Raw genomic sequence first — 22,546 nt, forward strand, 5'->3', positions numbered from 1 at the left:
GATGCCGATCTGCCCTAGGGGACACGAGTCACAGGCCGAGGACTGGTGCGACTACTGCGGCTTCCCGATGACGCCGCCGCCCGGCCTGGCGATCCCCGGCTTCCCGAACGGCCCGGCCCAGCCCGGCGCCCAGGGCCACCCGGGCGCCCAGGCGCACCCCGGCGGCCCCGCCGCGCCGCCGCCGGGCCAGCCCGGACCGCCCCCGTACACCTCCTCCGGCTACCCGCCGGTGGGACCGGGCCCGGGCAGCACCCCGCCGTCCGGCACCCCCGCGGGCGGGGGCGGCTACTTCGAGCCGCGCCGCACCCAGACCCCGCCCGCCAGCACGCCCACCGGGCCCGCCGCGGGCGCGCCCGGCGTCCCCGGCCCGTACGGCGCCCCGCCGCCGCCCCCGCCCACCACCGGCCTGGTGAACTGCCCGATCTGCCGCAGCCCGCAGACCGGCCGGTACTGCGAGGAGTGCGGCTACGACTACAACCTGGCCACCGCGGCCCGCCCGCCGGGCGCCGCGCCCGGTCCGCTCGGCCACCAGCCGCCGCCCGCCCCGCCGCAGGGCTACGGCTTCCCGCCGCCCGCCGCCGCGCCCCCGGCCGCCCCGCCCGCGTTCGACCCCCCGGCCCCGCCGCCGTACGAGCAGCGCCCGCCGCAGCCGCAGCCGCCGTACGAGCAGCAGCGCGCCCCGTACGAGCAGCCCCAGCAGCACGCCCCGCAGCCGCACGCCCAGCAGCAGCACGCCCCGCAGCCGCACGCCCAGCAGTCCCCGTACGAGCAGCGGCCCCCGCAGCAGCAGCCGCAGCCGCAGCCGCAGCCGCCGTACGAGCAGCGGCCCGGCTTCCCGGCCGCGCAGGCCGCCGGGGCGGCGCCCGCGGCCCCGGCGCCGTCCTTCGAGAAGCCCCCGGCGGCGGGTTTCCCGGACATCGACTACGAGCGCACCGGCCCGGTCTACCCCGAGCCGTCCGCTCCCGCGCCGGGCCACCAGCCGCAGGCGCAGCCGGGGGGCGACTCCGGCACGTCGTTCCGGCTCACCCCGCCCGGGCAGCAGCCCGGCGGTGCGCCGCAGCAGCGCGCCACCTGGTACGCCGTGGTGGCGCCCGACCACGAGTACTTCACCGACATGATGACCCGCAGCGGCCCGGAGGCCGCCGGCCTGTACTTCCCGCAGTACACCTCGGAGCGGCGGGTCCCGCTGACCGGCCGCGGCCAGCTGCGGATCGGCCGGCGCAGCCAGCAGCGCGGCACCGTGCCGGAGATCGACCTGTCGGTCTCCCCGGAGGACCCGGGCGCCTCGCACCACCACGCCCTGCTGGCCGAACAGCCGGACGGCAGCTGGGTGGTGGTCGACCAGGACTCCACCAACGGCACCACCATGAACGGCAGCCCGGACACCCTGCCGCCGCACACCGCGATCCCGCTGAACGACGGCGACCGGATCCACGTCGGCGCCTGGACCACCATCACGGTGCACCTGGCCTGACCGCCCGTCGGCCGACCGCCGATACCGACGCTGCGTTACCACCGGCCCGCGGCGTCGGCGCAGAACGCTCAAGATTCGCACAAAAGTACCCGTGGTCAGGACGGGAACCCCTACGCTTCGCCCCATGAGCGAAGCAATAACCGCGGACGGGATCCGGAAGCGGTACGGGGATGTCCAAGCCGTCGACGGGGTGTCACTCTCCGTCGCGACCGGTGAGTTCTACGGCCTGCTCGGACCGAACGGGGCCGGCAAGACGACCACCTTGGAGATCCTGGAGGGCATCCGGGAGGCCGACGAGGGGCGGGTCGAGCTGCTCGGCCTGTCGCCGTGGCCGCGCAACCCGAAGCTGCTGCCGCGGATCGGCGTGCAGTTCCAGGCTTCCGCGTTCTTCAACAAGCTGACCGCGCGGGAGACCATCCGCACCTTCGCCTCCTTCTACGGCATCGGCCCGCGGGCGGCCGACGCGATGCTGGAGCGGGTCGGCCTGACCGAGTCCGCGAACGTGCTGACCGACAAGATGTCCGGTGGCCAGGCCCAGCGCCTGTCCATCGCCTGTGCCCTGGTGCACGACCCGGAGCTGGTGTTCCTGGACGAGCCGACCACCGGCCTCGACCCGCAGGCCCGCCGCAACCTGTGGGACCTGCTGCGCGACATCAACGCCGAGGGCCGCACCGTGGTCCTCACCACGCACTACCTGGACGAGGCGGAGGTGCTCTGCGACCGCGTCTCGGTGATGGACCACGGCAAGGTGCTGAAGACCGGCGCGCCCGCCGCGCTGGTCCGCGAGATCGACGACACCGTCCGGGTCCGGATCGAGTCCGGGCTGCTGACCGTCGACCGGGCCCGCGAGCTGCTCACCGCCGCGGGCGCGGAGCACACCAACCTGGAGGACGACGGCGTCACCCTGGCGCTGTCCACCGCCGAGCCCGGCCCGGTGCTGGCCGTGCTGGCCGAGCAGAACGCGCTGCGCGGCCTGGAGGTCCGCGGCGCCACCCTGGAGGACGTCTTCCTCCAGCTGACCGGACGGGAGTACCGGGCATGACCGCCACCGAACGGCCCCCGGCCACCGCCCCGGCCCCGGCCCCCGCGGGCGAGGAGAAGGCCAACGCCTTCGTCGGCCTGTCCCGGGTGATGCTGCTGGGCTTCCTGCGCGACAAGGGCACCCTGTTCTTCACCCTCGCGCTGCCGCTGATGTTCCTGCTGCTGTTCGGCGTCATCTCCAAGGGCGGCGGCACCTCGCACGTCAAGGTCGCCGAGGTCGGCCAGGTCAAGGTGCTGGACGACGCCCTCGCCCACGCCGAGGGCGCGCTGGACGCCCTGGAGATCACCAAGGACCTGAACGAGGCCGACGCCCTCGCCAAGGTCAAGAAGGGCGACCTGGACGGCCTGGTCATGGAGGGCCCGGACGGCACCCTGGTGCTCCGCTTCAGCCAGGCCGACCAGGTCAAGTCCTCCACCGTGCAGGGCATCGTCAACTCCCTGGTGCAGGGCGCCAACCAGGCCGCCTCGAACGCCCCCGCGAAGTACACCCTGGACTCCTCCAAGGTCGAGGACGACTCCACCAAGCCGATCCAGTACCTGACCCCGGGCCTGCTCGCCTACGCCGTCGCCATGGGCGCGGTCTACGGCGCCTCCTTCACCCTGGTCACCTGGCGCAAGAAGCGGGTGCTGCGCCGCCTGCGGCTGGCGCCCATCTCGGCGGGCACCATCGTCGGCGCCCGGGTGCTGGTCAGCGTGCTGGTCGCGCTCGCCCAGACCGGGCTGTTCCTGATCGTCGCGCAGGCCGACTACTTCGGCCTCGAACTCACCGGCAACTGGTGGCTGGTGCTGCCGCTGGTGGTCTGCGCCACCCTGGCGTTCATGTCGATCGGCCTGGTCACCGGCTCGCTGGCGAAGACCGAGGAGTCGGCGAACGGCATGAACCAGCTGATCATCCTGCCGATGTCCTTCCTCGGCGGCGCGTTCATCCCGCTGGACTTCGCTCCGAGCTGGCTGCAGGACATCTCCCGGGCGCTCCCGCTGCGCTACCTGATCGTCCCCGCCAAGTCGGTGCTCAGCCAGGGCGGCGGCCTCGCCGAAGCGCTGCCCGCGATGGGCATCCTGCTGGGCTTCACGGCGGTGCTGAGCGCCGTCGCCTGGCGCTTCTTCAACTGGGACGACGCGTAACCGCCACCGCCCCGGGACGGGGGTCGTACGCCGGAAGTCCCGGTGTACGGCCCCCGTCGGCGTCTGCGACCATGGACGGGTGACTGACACCGGGCGCAAGACCACCACCGCACCAGAGGAGACCTTCTACGACCAGGTCGGCGGCGCGGCGACCTTCCGCAGGCTGGTCCACCTCTTCTACCGCGGTGTCGCCCAGGACGAGCTGCTGCGCCCGATGTACCCGGAGGAGGACCTCGGCCCCGCCGAGGAGCGCTTCGCGCTGTTCCTCATGCAGTACTGGGGCGGCCCGCGCACCTACAGCGAGCACCGCGGCCACCCGCGGCTGCGGATGCGGCACGCCCCGTTCCGGGTCGACCGGGCCGCGCACGACGCCTGGCTGAAGCACATGCGCGCCGCCCTGGACGAGCTGGCGCTGCCCGCCGAGGCCGACCGCGAGCTGTGGAACTACATGACGTACGCCGCCGCCTCGATGATCAACACCGCGGGCTGAGCGACCCACCGGCTCGTCGCACCGGCTCGGCGCAAGCGCAGCGGCTCAGCGCAGCGGCTCAGCGCAGCGGCTCAGCGCAGCGGCTCAGCGCAGCGGGCTGAGCCCCAGGCCGGCCCCGGGCACGGCCGCGGTGCGCAGCGCGACGGACCCGGCGGGCGCGTCCAGCCGCAGCCAGGCCCCGGCCCGGTACGCGGCGAGCGGGCCGCCGGCCCGCAGGAACCCGATCGTGTGGGCGGCGTGCGCGGCCCGCAGCGGCAGGCCCGCGACGGCGCCGAGCGGCCGGGACCAGATCTCGTCGGCGACCGCGTCGACCGCCTGCCGGGTGCGGTGGTGGTCCGGCATCTCGGCCACCCGGTGCTTGAACTCGGCGACGGCGCCGTGCACCTCGTGCAGCACCCGGTCGACCGGGGGCCGCCCGATCGGCTGCCAGCCGGAGCGCGGCGGGAGCAGCCCGGCCCAGGACGGGCCGGTGACCGGCGCGGGCAGCCCGAGCCCGGCGCCCGGCTCGTCCACCGACTCCAGCAGCTGCCCGGCGGAGACGGTCAGGTCGGCGGCCGCGTCGAGCCCGGCCAGCCGCACGGTGCGCACCGCGAGGACCGCGGACCCGCCGAGCGGCAGCCGCCCGAACACCGCCAGCACCCCGCCGTCCGGGCCCGGCACGGTCTGCAGCCGGACGGCCGCGGCCCGGTCGAAGCGCAGCAGCCGTCCGAGGAAGGCGGCCAGGTCGGCGCCCTCCCGCTGGTCGGCGAGGTCGAGTCGGGTCTGCACGGTCACCGGGGTTCAGCTCGTTTCGTCGGCGCGGGAAGTCCGTGGGAGGCCCGCGGGATGTCCGTGGGAGTCACCGGGGCCCGCGGGCACCGGGGCCCGCGGGGGCCGCGGGCCCGGTCAGGCGGCGCAGCCGGCCGGCTGCACGTCCATGAACCGGCTCAGGAACTCCCGCTCGACGGGGCTGATCCGGCGCGGCCGGCCCTCGGCGAGGTTGTAGGGGACGACCACGGTGGAGGCGGTGACGTACACCGTCTCGGTGCCGTCCTCGGCGACGTCCTTGATCTCGTAGGAGACGGTCAGCGAGGCGCCGCCGATCCGCGTCACCCAGGTCTCGATGGTGACCGGCTCGGGCCGGTGCACCAGCGGCCGCTTGTAGTCGATCTCGTGGCGGGCCACCACCGAGCCGCCCGCGAACTCCCCGGCCCCGGCCTCGGCGGCCTGGGTGAACATGAAGTCGATCCGGGCCTCCTCCAGGTAGCGCAGGAAGACCACGTTGTTCACGTGACCGAAGGCGTCCATGTCGGACCACCTCAGGGGGCAGGCGTAGATGTGGCGGGCCACGGTGTTCTCCTCAGACTTCTCCGTACCCGTAGGTACCTGTGGGGCAGCCTACGGGCCGCGGTCCGGCGGCCCGCCCGCGGGGGCGGGCCGCCGGACCGGTGCGGCACCCGGGTGTCAGTCGCGGGTCAGCTTCTTGTAGCTGGCGCGGTGCGGGCGGGCGGCGTCGGCGCCGAGGCGCTCGATCTTGTTCTTCTCGTAGGACTCGAAGTTGCCCTCGAACCAGAACCACTTGCTCTCGCCCTCGTAGGCGAGGATGTGGGTGGCCACCCGGTCCAGGAACCAGCGGTCGTGGGAGATGACCACGGCGCAGCCGGGGAACTCCAGCAGCGCGTTCTCCAGCGAGGACAGGGTCTCGACGTCGAGGTCGTTGGTCGGCTCGTCGAGGAGCAGCAGGTTGCCGCCCTGCTTGAGGGTCAGCGCCAGGTTGAGGCGGTTGCGCTCACCGCCGGAGAGCACCCCGGCCGGCTTCTGCTGGTCCGGGCCCTTGAAGCCGAACGCGGACACGTAGGCCCGGGACGGCATCTCGACCTGGCCGACGTTGATCCAGTCGAGGCCGTCGGAGACGACCTCCCACAGGGTCTTCTTCGGGTCGATGTTGGAGCGGGTCTGGTCGACGTAGCTGATCTTGACGGTCTCGCCGACCTTGACCGTGCCGCTGTCCGGGGTCTCCAGGTCCTGGAGCATCTTGAACAGGGTGGTCTTGCCCGCGCCGTTGGGGCCGATCACGCCGACGATGCCGTTGCGCGGCAGGGTGAAGCTGAGGCCGTCGATCAGGACCTTCTCGCCGAAGGCCTTCTGCAGGTTGTCGACCTCGATGACGACGCTGCCCAGGCGCGGGCCCGGCGGGATCTGGATCTCCTCGAAGTCCAGCTTCCGCATCTTGTCGGCCTCGGCCGCCATCTCCTCGTAGCGGGCGAGGCGGGCCTTGGACTTGGCCTGGCGGCCCTTGGCGTTGGAGCGGACCCACTCCAGCTCTTCCTTGAGCCGCTTGGCGCGCTTGGCGTCCTTCTGGCCCTCGACCTTGAGACGGGTCTGCTTGGTCTCCAGGTAGGTGGAGTAGTTGCCCTCGTACGGGTAGGCGCGGCCGCGGTCCAGTTCGAGGATCCACTCGGCGACGTTGTCCAGGAAGTACCGGTCGTGGGTGACGGCGACGACGGTGCCGGGGTACTTCTCCAGGTGCTGCTCCAGCCAGTTCACCGACTCGGCGTCCAGGTGGTTGGTGGGCTCGTCGAGCAGCAGCAGGTCGGGCTGCTCCAGCAGCAGCTTGCACAGCGCGACGCGGCGGCGCTCACCGCCGGACAGCTTGGTGACCGGCCAGTCGCCGGGCGGGCAGCCCAGCGCGTCCATGGCCTGCTCCAGCTGGACGTCGAGGTCCCAGGCGTTGGCGTGGTCCAGGTCCTCCTGGAGGGTGCCCATCTCGGCGAGCAGCTCGTCGGAGTAGTCGGTCGCCATCAGCTCGGCGATCTCGTTGAACCGGTCGAGCTTGCCCTTGATCTCCTTGACGCCGTCCTGGACGTTCTCCAGGACCGTCTTGGACTCGTCGAGCGGGGGCTCCTGCTGGAGCATGCCGACGGTGAAGCCCGGCGAGAGGAAGGCGTCGCCGTTGGAGGGCTGGTCGAGGCCCGCCATCATCCGCAGCACGGTCGACTTACCGGCGCCGTTGGGGCCGACGACGCCGATCTTCGCCCCGGGGAGGAAGCTGAGCGTCACGTCGTCAAGGATGACCTTGTCGCCGTGTGCCTTGCGCACCTTGCGCATGGTGTAGATGTATTCCGCCACGTTGAGATCGCTCCGGCGTCGTCGTGAGTAATCGGCTTGCAGCCTTCCATTGTGCCGTAAGGCCAGGACCGTCCCTAACGCCCTCCGGGCGGCCCCGTGCCCCGCGGCCCCGGGTCGCCGGCTGCGGGCGGGCCCGGTCAAGCGAACGGCCCCGCCTCCCTGTCCCGGGAGGCGGGGCCGTTCCGTCCCGCCCGGCGCAGCGGCCGGGCGGGAGGGTTCAGCTCGTCGTTCAGGAGGCGCGGCTGTGGCGGCCGCGGCGGCGCAGGCCGTAGACCGCGGCACCGCCCGCGACGACCAGCGCGCCGGCCATGGCGGCGGTCAGGCCGGTGCCCATGCCGCCACCGGTGGAGGCCAGCTCGGGGCCGGTCGGGCTGGCCGAGGGGGCCGGGGCGGAGGCGGAGGTCGACGGCGCCGGGGAGTGGGTGGCGCTGTCGGTCTTGCAGTTCAGCAGGCCGGTGAACTGCTTGGAGAAGCCCTCGGGGCCGGTGACGGTGAAGTCGTACTTCTCGTCCTCCTTGACCGGCAGGGTCACGGTCTGGGTGCCGCCCGGCTTGACCGCGTAGTCCTTGCCCGCGACCTTGAAGGCCGCGTCCTTGTCGCCCTTGTTGCCGAGGGTGACCACCAGGGCGCCCTTGGCGCAGTCGACCACGGCGTCGGCGGTCGGCACCGCGCCGAGGCCCCAGCTGATGCCCGCGGTGGCGGAGACCGGGACGGTGCCCTCGCCCGCCAGGATCAGGGTCTGGCTGGGCTTGCCGTCGATCTGGCCGACGAAGGCGCGGCCCACGGAGGAGGTCGCGGTGCCCTTGGCGGTGATGGTGGCGCTGCCCGCGGGAGCGTCCGCGGGCACCTTCGCGTAGATCTTGTCGCCGGACTTCACGTTCTTGACCTCGGCGCCCTTGTCGTCCACCAGGGAGACCTTGGCGTCGGTGCCCGACTTGCCGAGGGAGACGGTGACCGAGGCGGTGCCGCCGCCCGCGGTGACGGTGATCGGGGCCAGGGTCGTCCCGGACTTGCCGCCGACCGAGGCCGGGTCGAGGCTCAGCGTCGGCTTGGGCTCGCTGCCCGCGCCCTTCTCGTCGGCCTGGGCGATCAGCCACTTGGTGAACTCGACGGCCTCGGCGTCGGTCTGCGTGACCGCGATGCCCGGGTCCGAGAAGGACCAGATCGCGACCTGGGTGGCGGCCGCGGCGTCGGCCTTGGTCAGGCCCTTGACGCCGGAGGCGGCTATCAGCTTGTCGACGCCGACGGCCGGGTAGGAGTTCTTGAGGATCCAGAGGATCTTCGGGCCGGCTTCCGGCTTGTCCTTCAGGGAGCTGGAGCCCCAGCTGGTCTCCTGGTAGTCGGCCTTCCAGGAGGCGCCGTTGAGGAGGTCGATGCAGTAGACCGGCAGGAGCGGCTCGCTGTTGCCGATCCGGATGAAGAACGGCCCGGCCTCGGTGTCCTGCTGCTTGTTGGTCTTCGGATTGGTGTAGTGGACGATCTCCTTGTCGTCCGCACCCTTGACGATCCTCGCCGTCACGACCGAGCCGCCGTCGGCCGCAGCCGCCGCACCGGCCGCGAGCATGCCCGAGCCGACCGTCAGACCGGACGCGAGCATGACAGCAACGACGCGGGAGACAGCCCGCCCCTGCTTGTGGAACATGTGGGATCCCTTCGGGGCGGCGACATGCGATGCGCAACCCGCCCCCTGCAAAGCGGCACCCCCTGTGGCGCCGCTGCACGTGTGTGGACCAGACGCATCCTATTGACGCGACCCCGCCGCTCCAGGGCCGTAGCGAATCAGGACGATATCGTGGCTGTTCTGTTATCAAAGAGCTGGCTGTCCACGCGAGTTGATGTGTCGACATAAAGCCACGGGGCGCCACCGCGGCAATCAGGATTGCACTCACCGGCTCAAGAAGTGCCCCGTTTACGTCAGTTCAGAACCTCCTGCGCCACATCCGCACCTCCCTCCCCCACCGCCCCGCCGTCGGCTCCGTCCGCCGCCCCGGCCCGGCGCCGGGCCGCCACCGCCTCCACGATCCACTCCGGCACCGCCTCCTCCACCAGTCGCACCGCCCGCGGCCCGCCCCCCGCGGACGCCCGCCCGTCCGCCCACGAACCACCGCCCGGCGCCGCGCCGCCCGGCCCGGAACCAGCGCCCGGCGGGGCCGACTTGGCCTCCAGCCCGCGCCGGAACGCGGACGTCCCCCGGGCGAGGTCGTGGCCGACCGCGCGGGCGTCGATCTCCACCTCCACCCTCCGGCTCCCCTCCTGCTCCCACTCGCGGACCCGCAGCCGACCGCTCACCAGCAGCGGGTCCCCCTTGTTCACCGAACTGACCACGTTGACCGCGAGCCGCCGCCAGGCCACCACCGTCACCCAGGTCGTCTCGCCGTCCGCCCAGTCGCCGCGCTCCCGGTCGTAGCGCCGCTCCCGCGCGGCGAGCCGGAAGTTCGCCACCGACACCCCGCCGGGCGTCTCCCGGTACGTCACGCTCGACGCGGCGTTCCCGACCATCGTCACCAGGGCCTCGTCCATTGCGGCTCCTCCGTTCCCGGCCGTGCCGACCGGCGCTCTTTCCGCGGCGGAATCTCCGCCGCGGGAAGATCCTCCGCTTTCCGGGAAATCCGCACCAGACCCTTCCGCACCCCTGTGGAAAAACCCGGCCTGTGGAAAACCCCGATAACTCCCCCGAGTGAATTCGTGGCGTTTTCCGGTCCGAAATCGACCATTTCGATGCCGTGCCCACGACAACGACCCCCGGCCCCGCCCGCCTGAAAGGCCGTTCGGGCACCCCCGTCCACCACCCCTTGCGGTGGCCGCCCGCACACCCGGCGGCCACCCCCGGTCCACCCCGAAACCACGAACGGGTGGCCGTCGACTCGCCCCGTCCATGTCATCCGACCGGTGGAAACCCCTAAACGCGCCCCAACCGCGGGCCGCTCCGGGCGATTGCCCCCGCCGAATCCATAACGGGTGAGGTTGCAGCCCCGTAACGACTGCACAACGTCCCGCCCCGAGAGCCGGTAGACCGCTGCACTCCACGGCACTACCTGCGATTATCGGACCGCCCCGCGGAGGCCGACACACCCGGTCCGGTCTTCGAAGTCCAGGTGGCGGAACTGAACACCCGTATCCTGTCCCGGAACATCCCGTCCCGGCCCAGGCCCGGCAAGCGGGCCGACGTCAGCACCCCGGCCCCCATAGCTCAGCGGATAGAGCACCCGCCTTCTAAGCGGTAGGTCGCAGGTTCGAATCCTGCTGGGGGCGCCCACACGGCCCGACCGGCCCCGACGCCGCAGGGTGAGCACTCCCCCGCCGAACGCGACGGCTCCAGCCCGCCGCCCCGGCCGCCCGCTCCCCGCCCGGCCGTCCCGCCCCTCCCGTCAGCACCCTCCCGTCAGCGCCCTCCCTCGGCCCCCGTCGCGAGGTCCGCCAGGAACCCGTCGAGCAGTGCGCGTTGGCGCTGCGGCGGGAACTCCGCGGGGGCGAACAGCGCCTGCACCACCAGCCCGAGGACGAACGACTGCGCCTGCGCGGCCAGGTCGGCGGCCGGGCGGCCGGGCGGGAGTTCGCCGAGCTCCTGGGCCTGGGCGCAGAGTTCGGCCATCCGCCGCCGGGCCCGGCGGTAGCGCTCGGCGTGCCCGGCGGTGAGCTCGGCGTCGCCGAGGGCGGCGTCCCAGGAGCCGATCCAGGTCCGGTTGTCGGCGGCGGCCGCCGCGTCCAGCGGCAGGACGTCGAGCAGCGCGGCGCGCAGCGCGGGCAGGCCGCGGGCGGCGCCGGCGGCCGCGGTGGCGGGCCGGTGGCGTCCGACGGCCTGCCGGTCGAGGACCTCCAGCGCGTGGGCGACCAGGGCGCGCTTGCTGGGGAAGTAGTGGGTGAGCAGGCCGGTGGAGGCGCCGAGTTCGGCGGCCACCGCGCGCAGGGTCAGCCCGCCGAAACCACGGTCGGCGAGGACCCGCCCGACCGCCTCCGAGACGTCGCGGCGGCGGGCCTCGTGGTCGCCGCGTGCAGGGGGTGTCATGCGCGCTAGGGTACATACCAAACGTTTGTTACGTACGCTGTAGCCCGGAGGGGAAGCCGATGTACGCCATAGCGCTCGCCGAGGACGTCGAGTTGCGCCCGCTGGAACCGTGGCGGGCCGGGGAGTTCCTGGAGCACATGGACCGGGCCCGGGCCGGGATCGATCCGTGGATCCCGTGGGCCACCCGCAGCACCGACCTGGAATCCGCCCGGGCGACCCTGCAGAAGTTCGCCGACAAGCAGGCCGCCGACACCGGCCGGATATACGGGATGTGGCTGCGCGGAACGCTGGTCGGCGGCGTGATGTTCGTGCGGTTCGACGCCGCGGGCGGGGTCTGCGAGATCGGCGTGTGGACCGAGCCCGCCGCCCAGGGCCGCGGCCTGGTCTCCGCGGCCGTCCGCCACCTGCTGGACTACGCGCTGGTCGAGCGCGGCCTGTACCGCGCCGAGTGGTGGAACAGCACCGTCAACCTGCGCAGCCGGGCCGTCGCCCGGCGCCTGGGCATGACCCTGGACGGCACGCTGCGCGCCCACACCGAGCACCTGGGCGTCCGGCTCGACCTGGAGGTCTGGTCGATGCTGGCCCCGGAGTGGCGGGCCGCCCGCGAGGCCGGGGCCCCGGCCGGGAGTTGACGCGGGTCACCTGGCCCGCCCCGCCCCCGCGTGAAAGCCTGGGGTCACGCCCGCCGTCCCCGAGAGGCCCCGTCCCGTGCCCGCCACACCTTCCGCACCCGCCACGCCTTCCGCACCCGCCGTCCCCCCGCTCGACCGCCCGGGCCCCGGGGACGTCGAACTGCCCACCGACGCGGCGGGCCTGCGCTGCTGGGTGGGCCCGGAGCGGGTGGCGACGCTGCTGCTGGAGCGCCCGGAGCGGCGCAACGCGGTGACCGGCGCGATGTGGCGGGCGCTGCCGGGGGTGCTGGCGGCGCTGGCGGAGCGCCCGGACGTCCGGGTGCTGGTGCTGACGGGTGCGGGCGGCGCGTTCTCGGCGGGCGCGGACATCGCGGAGCTGGCCGGGGTGTACGCCGATCCGGCGTCCGCGGACGCGTACCACGCCGCGAACGTGGCGGCCGAGCAGGCGCTGGCGGCGTTCCCGCGGCCGACGCTGGCGGTGGTCCGCGGCGCCTGCGTGGGCGGCGGCTGCCAGTTGGCGCTGGCCTGCGACCTGCGGCTGGCCGCCGCGGACGCCCGGCTGGGCGTCACCCCGGCGAAGCTGGGCGTGGTGTACCCGGCGGTGCCGACGCTGCGGCTGGCCGCGCTGGTCGGTCCGGCCCGGGCCAAGTACCTGCTGTTCTCCGGCGAGTTGCTGCCCGCCGACCGGGCGGAGCGCTTCGGCCTGCTGGACGAGGTGCTGCCGCCCGCCGAACTGGACGCCCGGGCGCGGGAGTTCGCCGCCCTGCTGGCCCGCCGTTCGCCGCAGACGATCGGCGCGGCGAAGGCCGTGCTGTCCGTCGACCCGGCGGAGGCGGCGGAGGCCCTGGCGCCCTGGGAGCGCGCCTCCCGGACGGCACCGGACGTCCGGGAGGGCCTGGCCGCGTTCCTGGAGCGCCGCGAGCCCCGGTTCTGAGCCCGCCGCACCAGCCCGCCGCGCCAATCCGGCGGGCCAATCCGGCGGGCCCCCGCCTCAGCGGATCGGCGCCCCCGAGATCGCCCGGGCGATCACCAGCCGCTGGATCTCGCTGGTGCCCTCGAACACGGTGTAGATGGCGCTGTCGCGGTGCATCCGCTCGACCGGGTACTCGCGGGTGAAGCCGTTGCCGCCGAGGATCTGCATGGCCTGCGCGGTGACGAACCGGGCGGTCTCCCCGGCGTACAGCTTGGACATCGAGCCCTCGGCGCTGGTGAACGGCTTGTTGTTGACGGCCATCCAGGAGGCCCGCCAGACCAGCAGCCGGGCGGCGTCGATCCGGGTCCTCATGTCGGCGAGCTGGAAGGCGACGCCCTGGTTCTCGATGATCGGCCTGCCGAACTGGACGCGGGTCCCCGCGTAGTCGAGGGCGACCTCGTACGCGGCCCGGGCGATGCCGATGGCCTGGGCGCCGACGGCGGGGCGGGAGGCTTCGAAGGTGGCCATGGCCGCGTTCTTCCCGCCGCCCTTGGTGCCCTCGCGGGCGCGGGCGAGGCGGGCGTCGAGCTTCTCCTTGCCGCCGAGCAGGCAGTGGCCGGGGACGCGGACGCCGTCGAGGACGACCTCGGCGGTGTGCGAGGCGCGAATGCCGTGCTTCTTGAACTTCTGGCCCTGGCTGAGGCCCTTGGTGCCGGGCGGGACGACGAACGAGGCCTGGCCGCGGGAGCCGAGTTCGGGGTCGACGGTGGCGACCACCACGTGGACGTGCGCGATGCCGCCGTTGGTGGCCCAGGTCTTGGTGCCGTTGAGCACCCACTCGTCCTTGGCCTGGTCGTAGACGGCGCGGGTGCGCAGCGCGGAGACGTCGGAGCCGGCGTCGGGCTCGGAGGAGCAGAATGCGGCGACCTTGACGTCCTCGGGGGTGCCGAACATCTGCGGGGCCCAGGTGCCGATCTGCTCGTCGGTGCCGTTGGCGAGGACGGCGACGGCGGCCAGGGTGGTGCCGGTGATGGCGAGGCCGATGCCCGCGTCGCCCCAGAACAGCTCCTCCATGGCGATCGGGATGCCGACGCCGGACGGGTCGAAGAACTGCTGGGCGTAGAAGTCGAGGGAGTAGATGCCCAGCTTGGCGGCCTCCTGGATGATCGGCCAGGGGGTCTCCTCGCGCTCGTCCCACTCCGCGGCGGCGGGGCGGATCACGTCGGCGGCGAAGCCGTGCAGCCAGTCGCGGACGGCGGTCTGGTCCGGCCCGGGGTCGAGCGAGAAGGTGGTCATGTCGGCCTCCAGGAGACGGTCGTGCGGGCCGGAGGGTCCGCGCCACTGCGCTGTTACCTCCGGTAACATGGCGGCGAGTCTGCTACCGATAGGTAACCGGTGTCAACGCCCGACGAGCCGCCCACCCGCCCGCACCAGGAGCAGCGCATGACCACCGACCCCCGCACCGAGCCCCGCCGCGAACAACTGCTCAACGCCGCCGACCGGGTCGTCCAGCGCGAGGGCCCGAGCGCCAGCATGAACGCGATCGCCGCCGAGGCCGGCATCACCAAGCCCATCCTGTACCGGCACTTCGGCGACCGGAACGGCCTGATCGGCGCCCTGACCGAGCGCCACACCGCCGGGCTGCTGGCCGCCGTCCGGGCCGCCCTCAACGAGCCGCTGGAGCGCCGCGACCGGGTCGAGCACGTGCTGGACGTCTACCTGGCGGCGATCGAGTCCCGCCCGCAGGTGTACCGGCTGCTCACCCACCCCGAGCCCGGCGACCCCACCGGCGCGGGCAACGCGCTGGCGCCCGCGCTGCGGCAGATCGCCGAGGAGATCACCCGCGCCATCCAGCAACAGATCGACCTCGGCCGGGACGGCCCGCTGCTCTCCGAGACCTGGGGCCGCTCGATCACCGGCATGGTGCTGGCCGCCGGGGACTGGTGGCTGGAGACCCGCCCCTGCCCGCGCGCCCGGATGGTGCAGGCCCTCGCCGACCTGCTGTGGGGCCGCCTCTCCGCGGCCGCCGACCTGCCGCCGATGCTGGCCGCCCCGGAGGCCTGAACCCGCCCCCGGGGCCTGAACCCGCCCGGCTTCCCGCACCCCGGCGCAGGGGCACGGGAAGCCGGCCCCGCCTACTCCAGGCCGCGCCGCACGAGCAGCGGCCCGATCTCCGGCCCCCGCCCCAGCACGTCCCGCACGCACTCCAGCGCGTCCCGGCTCCCGCCCCGCGACAGCAGCCGCTCCCGGAACAGCTGCCCGCTCTCCCGCACGCCGAGCCCGTTGGAGCCGAACCACTGCGCCGTCTCCGCGTCCAGCACCTCGGACCAGATGTACGCGTAGTACCCGGCGCTGTACCCGTTCGAGAAGACGTGGTTGAAGTACCCGGTGCGGTACCGCGGCGGCACCGCCGCCACCGCGACGCCCGCCTCGGCGAGCGCCCGCGCCTCGAAGGCCTCCGCGTCCTCGACGACCGGGTCGCCGGGCCGCCGGGTGTGCCAGGCCCAGTCGAGCAGGGCCGCGGCCAGGTACTCGACGGTCCGGAAGCCCTGCCCGTAGTTCTCGGCGGCGAGCATCCGCCCGACCACGGCGGCGTCCAGCGGCTCCCCGGTGACGTGGTGGCGGGCGTAGTTGGCGAGCACCTCGGGCCGGGTCATCCACGTCTCGTTGACCTGGGACGGGAACTCGACGAAGTCGCGCGGCACCTCCGTCCCGGCGAACGAGGGGTACTGCACGTCCGAGAACAGCCCGTGCAGCGCGTGCCCGAACTCGTGGAACAGGGTGCGCACCTCGTCCCAGCCGAGCAGCGCCGCCTCGCCGGGCGCCGGGTGCGCGATGTTGAGGTTGTTGACGACCACCGGGCGGGTGCCCAGCAGCCGGGACTGGGAGACGAGTTCGTTCATCCAGGCGCCGCCGCGCTTGGACTCGCGGGCGTGGAAGTCGCCGATGAACAGGCCCAGTTCGGAGCCGTCCGCGTCGAACACCTCGAAGACCCGGGCGTCGGGGTGGTGCGCCGTCAGGTCGGGGCGTTCGGCGAAGGTCAGCCCGTAGGCGAGGTTGGCGGCGAAGAAGACGCCGTCGCGCAGCACCCGCTCCAGTTCGAAGTAGGGCCGCAGCGCCGCGGTGTCCACGTCGTAGCGCTCGGCGCGGACCTTCTCCGCGTAGAACGCCCAGTCGTGGGCGGCGAGTTCGTCGATCCCGTCGGCGGCCGCGGCGGCCGCCAGGTCGGCGGCCTCGCGCTCGGCGTTGGCGACGGCGGGGGCGACCAGGCGGCCGAGCATCGCGCTCACCGCCTCGACGGTGCCCGCGGTCTCGTCGGCGACCACGTACGAGGCGTGGGTGGGGTGGCCGAGCAGGGCGGCGCGTTCGGCGCGCAGCGCGGCCATCTTCGCGGCGAGCGGGCCGTTGGTGTCGAGGCCGCGGCGCAGCGAGGAGGCGAGCAGGCGCGCGCGCAGGTCGCGGTCGGTGAGGGAGGCGAGTTCGCTCTGCTGGGAGAAGTTCTTCAGGCTGAGCACCCAGCGGCCGCCCCGGCCGAGCGCGCGGGCGTTCTCCGCGGCGGCGGCGACCGCGCTGGCGGACAGGCCGTCGAGGGCCCCGGCGCTCTCCACCTCGACCGCCCCGGCCAGCGAGGCCTCGTGGGTGTTCCGGCGGAACGCGGCGGCGTCGGCGGCGAGTTCCGCGTTGATCTCGCGCAGCCGCTGCTGCCCGGCGGCGTCGAGGCGGGCACCGGCCCGGACGAAGGCGGTGTGCCGGCGTTCCAGCAGGCGCAGCGACTCGGCGTCCAGGCCGAGCCGGTGGCGGTCCCGGTGCAGGGCGTCGAGGCGGGCGAACAGCGCGGCGTCGAGGTGGATCGCGTCGGCGTGCGCGGCCAGCAGGGGGCTGATCTCGGCGTCGAGCGCCCGGACGCCGGGGGTGGTGGCGGAGGAGTCCTGGTTGAAGAAGACCGCCGAGACCCGGCGCAGCACCGCTCCCGAACGCTCCAGCGCCACCACGGTGTTGTCGAAGGTCGGCGGCTCGGGGTTCGCCGCGATCGCGGCGGTCTCGGCGAGCTGGTCGGCCATGCCCCGCTCGAAGGCGGGGCGGTAGTGCTCTTCCCGGATCTCGGCGAAGGGCGGGAGCTCGTACACCAGGGTGCTGGGCGAGAAGAAGGGATTGTCGCTCATGTCCGCGACCCTACGGGCCGCCGGGCCCTGGCGGAACACCGTCACGGCAAGCCGCCGCGGCGCCCTTCCGCTCGCGTCGCGGCGCCGCTTGTCACAGCCACCGGCTACCGTCGACAGGTCCTGCCCGCCGACCGGACACGTACCCGGAACAGCCCCGGGCGCCCACCCGGAACAGCCGCGGGCACGTCCCCGGAACAGCCCCGGGCACGTCCCCAGAACAGCCCCGAGAGGAGCCGCCGCCCGTGCGCTACGCCCTGGTGCCCGACCCGCACGGCCCCGGCGGCCGTCTGCAGCCGCTCGACGAGGAGGGTGCGCCGCTGGGCCCGCCCGAGCCCGCGCCGCGGCTGGCCGAGGCGGTGGCCGCGGTGGAGGCCGCGCACGCCCCGCGCTGGGTGTGGCCGACGGCGGACACCGCGTACGGCCCGCTGCTGGCCGCGCTGCCGGTGCGGTTGGCGCGCTGCCACGACCTGCGGTTGACGGAGGCGCTGCTGCTGGGCCGGGAGGGCCGGTTCGGGGCGCCGCGTTCGCTGGGCGCGGCCTGGTCGCGGCTGCGCGGGCTGCCGGTGCCGACCGACCTGCCGGAGGGCGCGCTGCCCGACGAGGACGGCCTGTTCGCCCCGGACCGGCTGCAGCTGCCGCCGGGCACCGACCAGTTGGAGGCCGTGGTCGCGGTGCACGCGGAGCAGTTGCGGCGGCTCGCGGCGGTTGCGGACGCGGCGGCCCGCGCCCGGTTCCGGCTGCTGGTGGCGGCCGAGTCGGCGGGCGCGCTGCTGGCCTGCGAGATGGCGCACGACGGGCTGCCCTGGCGCACGGACGTGCACGACGCCCTGCTGACCGAGCTGCTGGGCCCGCGCCCGGCGATCCCGGGCACGCAGCCGACGAAGCTCGCCGAGCTGGCGCTGGAGGTGCAGCGGGCGCTCGGCGCTCGCCCGTTCAACCTGGACTCGCACACCCAGGTGATCAAGGCGTTCGCGGACCGCGGCGTCCAGCTGTCCTCGACCCGCTCCTGGGAGCTGAAGTCGGTGGACCACCCGGCGGCGGCCCTGATGGTCCGCTACAAGGAGCTGTCCCGGCTGCACGCCGCGCACGGCTGGGCCTGGCAGGCGGCCTGGGCGCGCGGCGGCCGGTTCCGCCCGGAGTACGTGGTCGGCGGGGTGGTGACCGGCCGGTGGGCCTCGCGCGGCGGCGGCGCGCTGCAGATCCCGCGGACGATGCGCCGCGCGGTGGTGGCCGACCCGGGCTGGCTGCTGGTGGTGGCGGACGCGGCGCAGCTGGAGCCCCGGGTGCTGGCCGCCCTGTCCGGCGACGCCGGGCTGGCCCGGACGGCCGCCGGGGGCGACCTGTACGCGGCGCTCGCCGCGAGCGCCTTCCAGGGCGACCGGGAGAAGGCGAAGCTGGGCCTGCTGGGCGCGATGTACGGCCAGACCGGCGGCGGCATCGGCCCGCTGCTGAGCACGCTGCGCCGCCGCTACCCGGCCGCGATGGGGTACGTGGAGGCGGCGGCCCGCACCGGGGAGGACGGCGGGGTGGTCTCCTCCCGGCTGGGCCGGGTCTGCCCGCCGCCCTCCGCCGACTGGCTGGACCTGACGGAGGCGCCCGAGTCGGGCGAGGCGGGCGGCCGTTCGGCGCGCGCCCGCGGCCGCTTCACCCGCAACTTCGTGATCCAGGGCAGCGGCGCGGACTGGGCGCTGGCCCTGCTCGCGGCCCTGCGCCGCCGGCTGGCCGCGCTGAGCTCCGGCGGGGACCGCCCGCACCTGGTCTTCTTCCAGCACGACGAGGTGGTCGTGCACACCCCCGCCGACCTGGCCGACGCGGTGGCCGCCGCGGTCGCCGAGGCCGGTGCGGAGGCCGCCGCCCTGGTCTTCGGCGACACCCCGGTCCGCTTCCCGCTCACCACCGCCGTGGTCGACTGCTACGGCGACGCCAAGTGAGCGCCCCGGTCCCCGTCAGCCCGCCGCGCCGGGCCCGGGCCGGGTGACGAGCAGCAGCAGGGCGTCGTCGCCCAGTTCGCCGCCGGTGTGCGCCAGCAGGTCGGCGTAGAGGCCCGCGACGGCGGCGTCGAGGTGGGTGAGCGAGCGCCAGCCGTCGCGCACCAGCGGCCCGGCGCGTTCGGCGAGGGGGTAGAACTCGCCGTCGCGGGAGCCCCTGGCCTCGACGACGCCGTCGGTGCACAGCACCAGGACGTCCTGCGGGCCGAAGGGCACGGCGACGGGGCGGGGGCGGCCGGCGACGAGGTGTCCGAGGCCGAGCGGCACCCAGGGGTCGGGGAAGTCGACCACCTCGCCGGTCCCGTCGGCGTGCACCCGCAGCGGCGGGACGTGCCCGAGGTGCAGCAGGTCGACGCTGCCGGGTTCGCGGAAGGCGGCGAACATCGCGGTGGTGAACTCCCCTTCGGGGACGTTCCGGTGCACGCTGGCCTCGATCCGCCCGGCCACGGCGGGCAGCGACTCCTCGTCGTAGGCGGCCTCGCGGAACGCGCCGAGCACCACGGCGGCGGTCTGCACCGCCCCGAGCCCCTTGCCGCGGACGTCGCCGACCAGCAGCCGGGTGCCGTACGGGGTGTCGAGGACGGAGTACAGGTCGCCGCCGATCCGGCCGGCGTCCGCGGCGGAGACGTACCGGACGGCCAGCCGCAGCGGTCCGACCACGGGTTCGGGCTGGCGCAGCAGGGCGCGCTGGGCGGCCTCCGCGACCGAGCTGACGGCCGCGAAGGCCGCGGCCCGCCGCATCCGCAGTTCGGCGATGCCCGCGCTGAGCGCGGTGACCGCGACGTAGCTGACCATGGCGCCGTACAGGAAGCGGCTGTCGGCGAGGTTGCCGACCCGGTCGTGGCGGCTGAGGCCGAGCAGCGCGATCAGGCCGAGGAAGCAGACCGCGAGCAGTTCGCGCGGCCGCAGGGTGAGCGCGGCGACGGAGGGGACGACGACCATCAGCGGGGCGAGGTAGCGGTCCTGGCCGGAGAAGTAGTCGGCGAGGGAGACGACCACGATGGCGACCAGCGCGGGCGCGGCGCGGCGCAGCAGCGAGAGGTCCTGGAGGTCGGCCGCCAGCAGGGCGTTGCGCTGTCGGCTGGGCGGCACCCCGCCGGCCTCGCCGGCCGGTCCGCCACCGCCGCGTCGAAGGTGCACCTTCCGAACATATCGGACCCCGGGGCGCTCTGCTCCACCCGGGCGAAATTCCGGCATTCCGGGCCAATCGCCCTAAATTGTCATACCGTACGTTCACCACTGGTCCGCGGCGACGGAAGGCTCCCGGATGTCCGGTTACGGCACGACACCCCCGAGTTACGGCAACCCGAGCGGCCGCCCGAACGTGCCCCCGCCCCGCCGGGGCACCGCCGCACCCACCCGCCACTGGCTGAAGCTGCTGCTGACCGGCCTGGCCCTGTGGGCGGCCACCGTCGCGGTCACCTTCGCGACCTCCAACAGCAACCTGGTGCCGACGATCGTGCTGCTCGGCAGCTTCCTCGTCCCGGCCACCTTCACCGTCTGGGCGTACGAGCGGTTCGCCTCGGACCTCGGGCCGGGCCGGATCCTCGCCTGCTTCGGCGTCGGCGGGATCATCGGCGTGCTGGGCGCCTCGGTGCTGGAGACGTACCTGCTCTCGCCCTCGGTGTGGATGTACCTCGGGGTCGGCCTGATCGAGGAGGCGGTGAAGCTCCTCGCGCTGGTGCTGGTGGCCCGCAGCGTCCCGGTCCGCGGACTCAAGCACGGCCTGGTGCTGGGCGCCACGGTCGGCGCGGGCTTCGCCGCGTTCGAGAGCGCGGGCTACGCGTTCAACGCGGTGCTGACCGTCCACGGCCTGTCGCTGAAGAACCTGGTGGAGACCGAGGTGCTGCGCGGCCTGCTCGCCCCGGTCGGCCACATCCTGTGGACCGGCATCCTCGGCGGCGTGCTGTTCCGCGAGCGCCGCGGCACGCAGTTCCGCTTCACCGCCCCGGTGCTGCTCACCTACCTGGGCGTGTCGCTGCTGCACGCGCTGTGGGACAGCATGAACGGCATCGCGGTCTGGCTGGTGGTCCGCACCACCAGCACCGGCCTGCAGGAGCAGCTGTTCGCCAACGGCTACCTGCCGCACCCCACCCAGCAGCAGGTGCACCTGTACACCCTGTACGACGTCCTCGGCCTGGTGGTGGTCTCGCTGCTCGGCCTGCTCTGGCTGCGCCTGCTGGTCCGCCGCGAGGAGCGGGCGCCCGCCGCGACCTGAGCCGTTCGGACGAACGGACGGCGGGCGGCCCGGTGCGGGCCGCCCGCCGTTGCCGTTCCCGGTCCGGCGCGGACTACCCTCGGGGGCGGGTCGCGGGCCGTGCGCGCCGGAACCCGCCACCCTCTGGACGGAATACCCCCAGGGGGTATTGTGTTCATCAGACAGGAACACGGCACGACAAGCAGCGCCCGCGCGTTCGGAGGTCCCCATGTCCAGCACCGTCACCGTCACCTACACCGTCAGCGGCATGAGCTGCGGCCACTGCGAGAAGGCGATCAACGGCGAGGTCTCCGCCCTGCCCGGCGTCACCGCGGTCGCCGCCGACGCCGCGGCCGGCACCGTCACCGTCACCGCCGACCCCGCCCCCAGCGACGAGCAGGTCGCCGCCGCGGTCGACGAGGCGGGCTACGAACTGGTCGGCCGGGCCTCCTGACCCGCCCGCGGGGGCGGCCCGCGCCGCCCCCGCCCCCTCACTCCCGTACCGAGACTCCTGCACCGAGACTCCTGCACCGAGCGAAGCGGACGAGCTGATGAGCACCACCACCGACCCCGCGGCCGCCCCGCGCGACCGCGTCGAGCTGTCCATCGGCGGCATGACCTGCGCGTCCTGCGCCGCCCGGATCGAGAAGAAGCTCAACCGGATCGACGGCGTCGAGGCCAGCGTCAACTTCGCGACCGAGCGGGCCCGGGTGCATTTCGGCCCCGGCACCAGCGTCGCCGACCTGATCGCCACCGTGGAGCGGACCGGCTACACCGCCGAACTCCCGCCCCCGCCCGCCGAACCCGAGCCCGCGCGGGAACCCGCCCGGGAGCCCGACCCCCTGCGCGACCGGCTGCTGGTCAGCGCCGCGCTCAGCCTCCCCGTCGTCCTGCTCTCGATGGTCCCGGCCCTGCAGTCCGACGACTGGCAGTGGCTGGCGTTCGCCCTGACCGGCCCGGTCGTCGTGTACGGCGGCTGGCCGTTCCACCGGGCCGCCTGGACCAACGCCCGGCACGGCGCCGCCACCATGGACACCCTGGTCTCGCTCGGCACCCTGGCCGCCTTCGGCTGGTCGGTGTGGGCGCTGTTCCTCGGCGACGCGGGCATGCCCGGCATGCGGCACTCCTTCACCCTCACCGCCGACGGCACCGACGCCTCCTCCACCCTCTACCTGGAGACCGCGGCGGCCGTCACCACCCTGATCCTGCTCGGCCGCTGGCTGGAGGCCCGCGCCAAGCGCCGGGCCGGCGCCGCCCTGCACGCCCTGCTCGACCTCGGCGCCAAGGACGTGACGGTGCTGCGGGACGGCCGGGAGACCCGCGTTCCGGTGGGGCAGCTCGCGGTCGGTGACCGGTTCGTGGTGCGGCCCGGTGAGAAGGTCGCCACCGACGGCACCGTGGTCGAGGGC

General features: G+C 74.2%; 20 protein-coding genes and 1 tRNA gene. 12 read left to right on the forward strand and 9 right to left on the reverse strand.

What is annotated here, in order from left to right; genetic code table 11:
* The first annotated feature begins 1 nt into the window (after position 1).
* The 4 genes from OO57_RS39850 (at position 2) to OO57_RS27860 (ending at position 4,130) form a co-directional block, all read left to right on the forward strand.
* Positions 2-1,474, forward strand: a complete 1,473-nt coding sequence (locus OO57_RS39850) for an FHA domain-containing protein (protein WP_033255443.1) — start codon at positions 2-4, stop codon at positions 1,472-1,474.
* A gap of 124 nt (positions 1,475-1,598) precedes the next feature.
* Positions 1,599-2,516 carry an ABC transporter ATP-binding protein gene (locus tag OO57_RS27850; RefSeq protein ID WP_033255444.1) on the forward strand — a complete coding sequence of 306 codons (918 nt, stop codon included), beginning with the start codon at positions 1,599-1,601 and terminating at the stop codon, positions 2,514-2,516.
* Positions 2,513-3,640 carry an ABC transporter permease gene (locus OO57_RS27855; protein ID WP_081974013.1) on the forward strand — a complete coding sequence of 376 codons (1,128 nt, stop codon included), beginning with the start codon at positions 2,513-2,515 and terminating at the stop codon, positions 3,638-3,640. Before OO57_RS27850 ends, OO57_RS27855 begins: the two co-directional genes overlap by 4 nt.
* A 79-nt stretch (positions 3,641-3,719) precedes the next feature.
* A complete protein-coding gene (locus tag OO57_RS27860; RefSeq protein ID WP_033255445.1) occupies positions 3,720-4,130 on the forward strand; it encodes a globin in 411 nt (136 codons plus the stop codon).
* An 84-nt stretch (positions 4,131-4,214) separates the two neighbouring features.
* On the opposite strand, the gene OO57_RS27865 is transcribed toward OO57_RS27860, so the two are convergent.
* The 5 genes from OO57_RS27865 to OO57_RS46040 form a co-directional block, all read right to left on the reverse strand.
* Entirely contained in the window at positions 4,215-4,904 is a 690-nt protein-coding gene (locus tag OO57_RS27865) for a hypothetical protein (RefSeq protein ID WP_033255446.1), read from the reverse strand.
* A 111-nt stretch (positions 4,905-5,015) separates the two neighbouring features.
* On the reverse strand, positions 5,016-5,459 hold the full coding sequence (locus OO57_RS27870) for an acyl-CoA thioesterase (RefSeq protein ID WP_033255447.1): 444 nt from the start codon (positions 5,457-5,459) through the stop codon (positions 5,016-5,018).
* A gap of 114 nt (positions 5,460-5,573) precedes the next feature.
* Positions 5,574-7,238 (reverse strand): energy-dependent translational throttle protein EttA, encoded by a 1,665-nt coding sequence (ettA, locus tag OO57_RS27875; RefSeq protein WP_033255448.1) that lies wholly within the window; start codon positions 7,236-7,238, stop codon positions 5,574-5,576.
* A 229-nt stretch (positions 7,239-7,467) separates the two neighbouring features.
* A complete protein-coding gene (locus OO57_RS27880; RefSeq protein ID WP_033255449.1) occupies positions 7,468-8,880 on the reverse strand; it encodes a Cys-Gln thioester bond-forming surface protein in 1,413 nt (470 codons plus the stop codon).
* A 272-nt stretch (positions 8,881-9,152) separates the two neighbouring features.
* Positions 9,153-9,758, reverse strand: a complete 606-nt coding sequence (locus OO57_RS46040; RefSeq protein WP_051778324.1) for a single-stranded DNA-binding protein — start codon at positions 9,756-9,758, stop codon at positions 9,153-9,155.
* A gap of 659 nt (positions 9,759-10,417) precedes the next feature.
* Between OO57_RS46040 and OO57_RS27890 the strand changes: the two genes are divergently transcribed.
* Positions 10,418-10,490 (forward strand) — tRNA-Arg (locus OO57_RS27890).
* Positions 10,491-10,620: 130 nt separating this feature from the next.
* Here the strand turns inward: OO57_RS27890 and OO57_RS27895 are convergent.
* Positions 10,621-11,244: a TetR/AcrR family transcriptional regulator gene (locus OO57_RS27895; protein ID WP_033255450.1), complete on the reverse strand. Its 624-nt coding sequence runs from the start codon at positions 11,242-11,244 to the stop codon at positions 10,621-10,623.
* A 59-nt stretch (positions 11,245-11,303) separates the two neighbouring features.
* Here OO57_RS27895 and OO57_RS27900 point away from each other — a divergent pair, with 59 nt between their 5' ends.
* Together OO57_RS27900 and OO57_RS27905 are read left to right on the forward strand one after the other, a co-directional pair.
* The gene (locus tag OO57_RS27900) at positions 11,304-11,876 is read left to right on the forward strand and encodes a GNAT family N-acetyltransferase (RefSeq protein WP_033255451.1); all 573 of its coding nucleotides are present in this window, start codon (positions 11,304-11,306) and stop codon (positions 11,874-11,876) included.
* A 160-nt stretch (positions 11,877-12,036) separates the two neighbouring features.
* A complete protein-coding gene (locus tag OO57_RS27905; RefSeq protein WP_418909916.1) occupies positions 12,037-12,810 on the forward strand; it encodes an enoyl-CoA hydratase/isomerase family protein in 774 nt (257 codons plus the stop codon).
* A 57-nt stretch (positions 12,811-12,867) separates the two neighbouring features.
* Here the strand turns inward: OO57_RS27905 and OO57_RS27910 are convergent, their stop codons facing one another.
* Positions 12,868-14,085 carry an acyl-CoA dehydrogenase family protein gene (locus OO57_RS27910; protein ID WP_033255452.1) on the reverse strand — a complete coding sequence of 406 codons (1,218 nt, stop codon included), beginning with the start codon at positions 14,083-14,085 and terminating at the stop codon, positions 12,868-12,870.
* Positions 14,086-14,232: 147 nt separating this feature from the next.
* Between OO57_RS27910 and OO57_RS27915 the strand changes: the two genes are divergently transcribed.
* The gene (locus OO57_RS27915; RefSeq protein WP_033255453.1) at positions 14,233-14,853 is read left to right on the forward strand and encodes a TetR family transcriptional regulator; all 621 of its coding nucleotides are present in this window, start codon (positions 14,233-14,235) and stop codon (positions 14,851-14,853) included.
* Positions 14,854-14,924: 71 nt separating this feature from the next.
* Here the strand turns inward: OO57_RS27915 and OO57_RS27920 are convergent, their stop codons facing one another.
* Entirely contained in the window at positions 14,925-16,952 is a 2,028-nt protein-coding gene (locus tag OO57_RS27920; protein WP_033255454.1) for a M3 family metallopeptidase, read from the reverse strand.
* Between the two features lie 242 nt (positions 16,953-17,194).
* On the opposite strand from OO57_RS27920, the gene OO57_RS27925 reads away from it, so the two are divergent.
* On the forward strand, positions 17,195-18,883 hold the full coding sequence (locus OO57_RS27925; RefSeq protein WP_033255455.1) for a bifunctional 3'-5' exonuclease/DNA polymerase: 1,689 nt from the start codon (positions 17,195-17,197) through the stop codon (positions 18,881-18,883).
* Between the two features lie 15 nt (positions 18,884-18,898).
* Here OO57_RS27925 and OO57_RS27930 read toward each other — a convergent pair whose 3' ends face one another.
* On the reverse strand, positions 18,899-20,080 hold the full coding sequence (locus tag OO57_RS27930) for a PP2C family protein-serine/threonine phosphatase (protein ID WP_033255456.1): 1,182 nt from the start codon (positions 20,078-20,080) through the stop codon (positions 18,899-18,901).
* 127 nt (positions 20,081-20,207) lie between these two features.
* Here OO57_RS27930 and OO57_RS27935 point away from each other — a divergent pair, with 127 nt between their 5' ends.
* From OO57_RS27935 to OO57_RS27945, 3 genes are all read left to right on the forward strand, one after another.
* Positions 20,208-21,158 carry a PrsW family intramembrane metalloprotease gene (locus OO57_RS27935; RefSeq protein ID WP_033255457.1) on the forward strand — a complete coding sequence of 317 codons (951 nt, stop codon included), beginning with the start codon at positions 20,208-20,210 and terminating at the stop codon, positions 21,156-21,158.
* A gap of 208 nt (positions 21,159-21,366) precedes the next feature.
* The gene (locus tag OO57_RS27940; RefSeq protein ID WP_051778325.1) at positions 21,367-21,591 is read left to right on the forward strand and encodes a heavy-metal-associated domain-containing protein; all 225 of its coding nucleotides are present in this window, start codon (positions 21,367-21,369) and stop codon (positions 21,589-21,591) included.
* A gap of 97 nt (positions 21,592-21,688) precedes the next feature.
* Positions 21,689-22,546: cation transporter (locus tag OO57_RS27945; RefSeq protein ID WP_033255459.1), on the forward strand; the 858-nt coding region annotated here is incomplete at its 3' end.

It is taken from the genome of Kitasatospora phosalacinea, from assembly GCF_000717185.1.
GTDB classification, from domain to species: domain Bacteria; phylum Actinomycetota; class Actinomycetes; order Streptomycetales; family Streptomycetaceae; genus Kitasatospora; species Kitasatospora phosalacinea_A.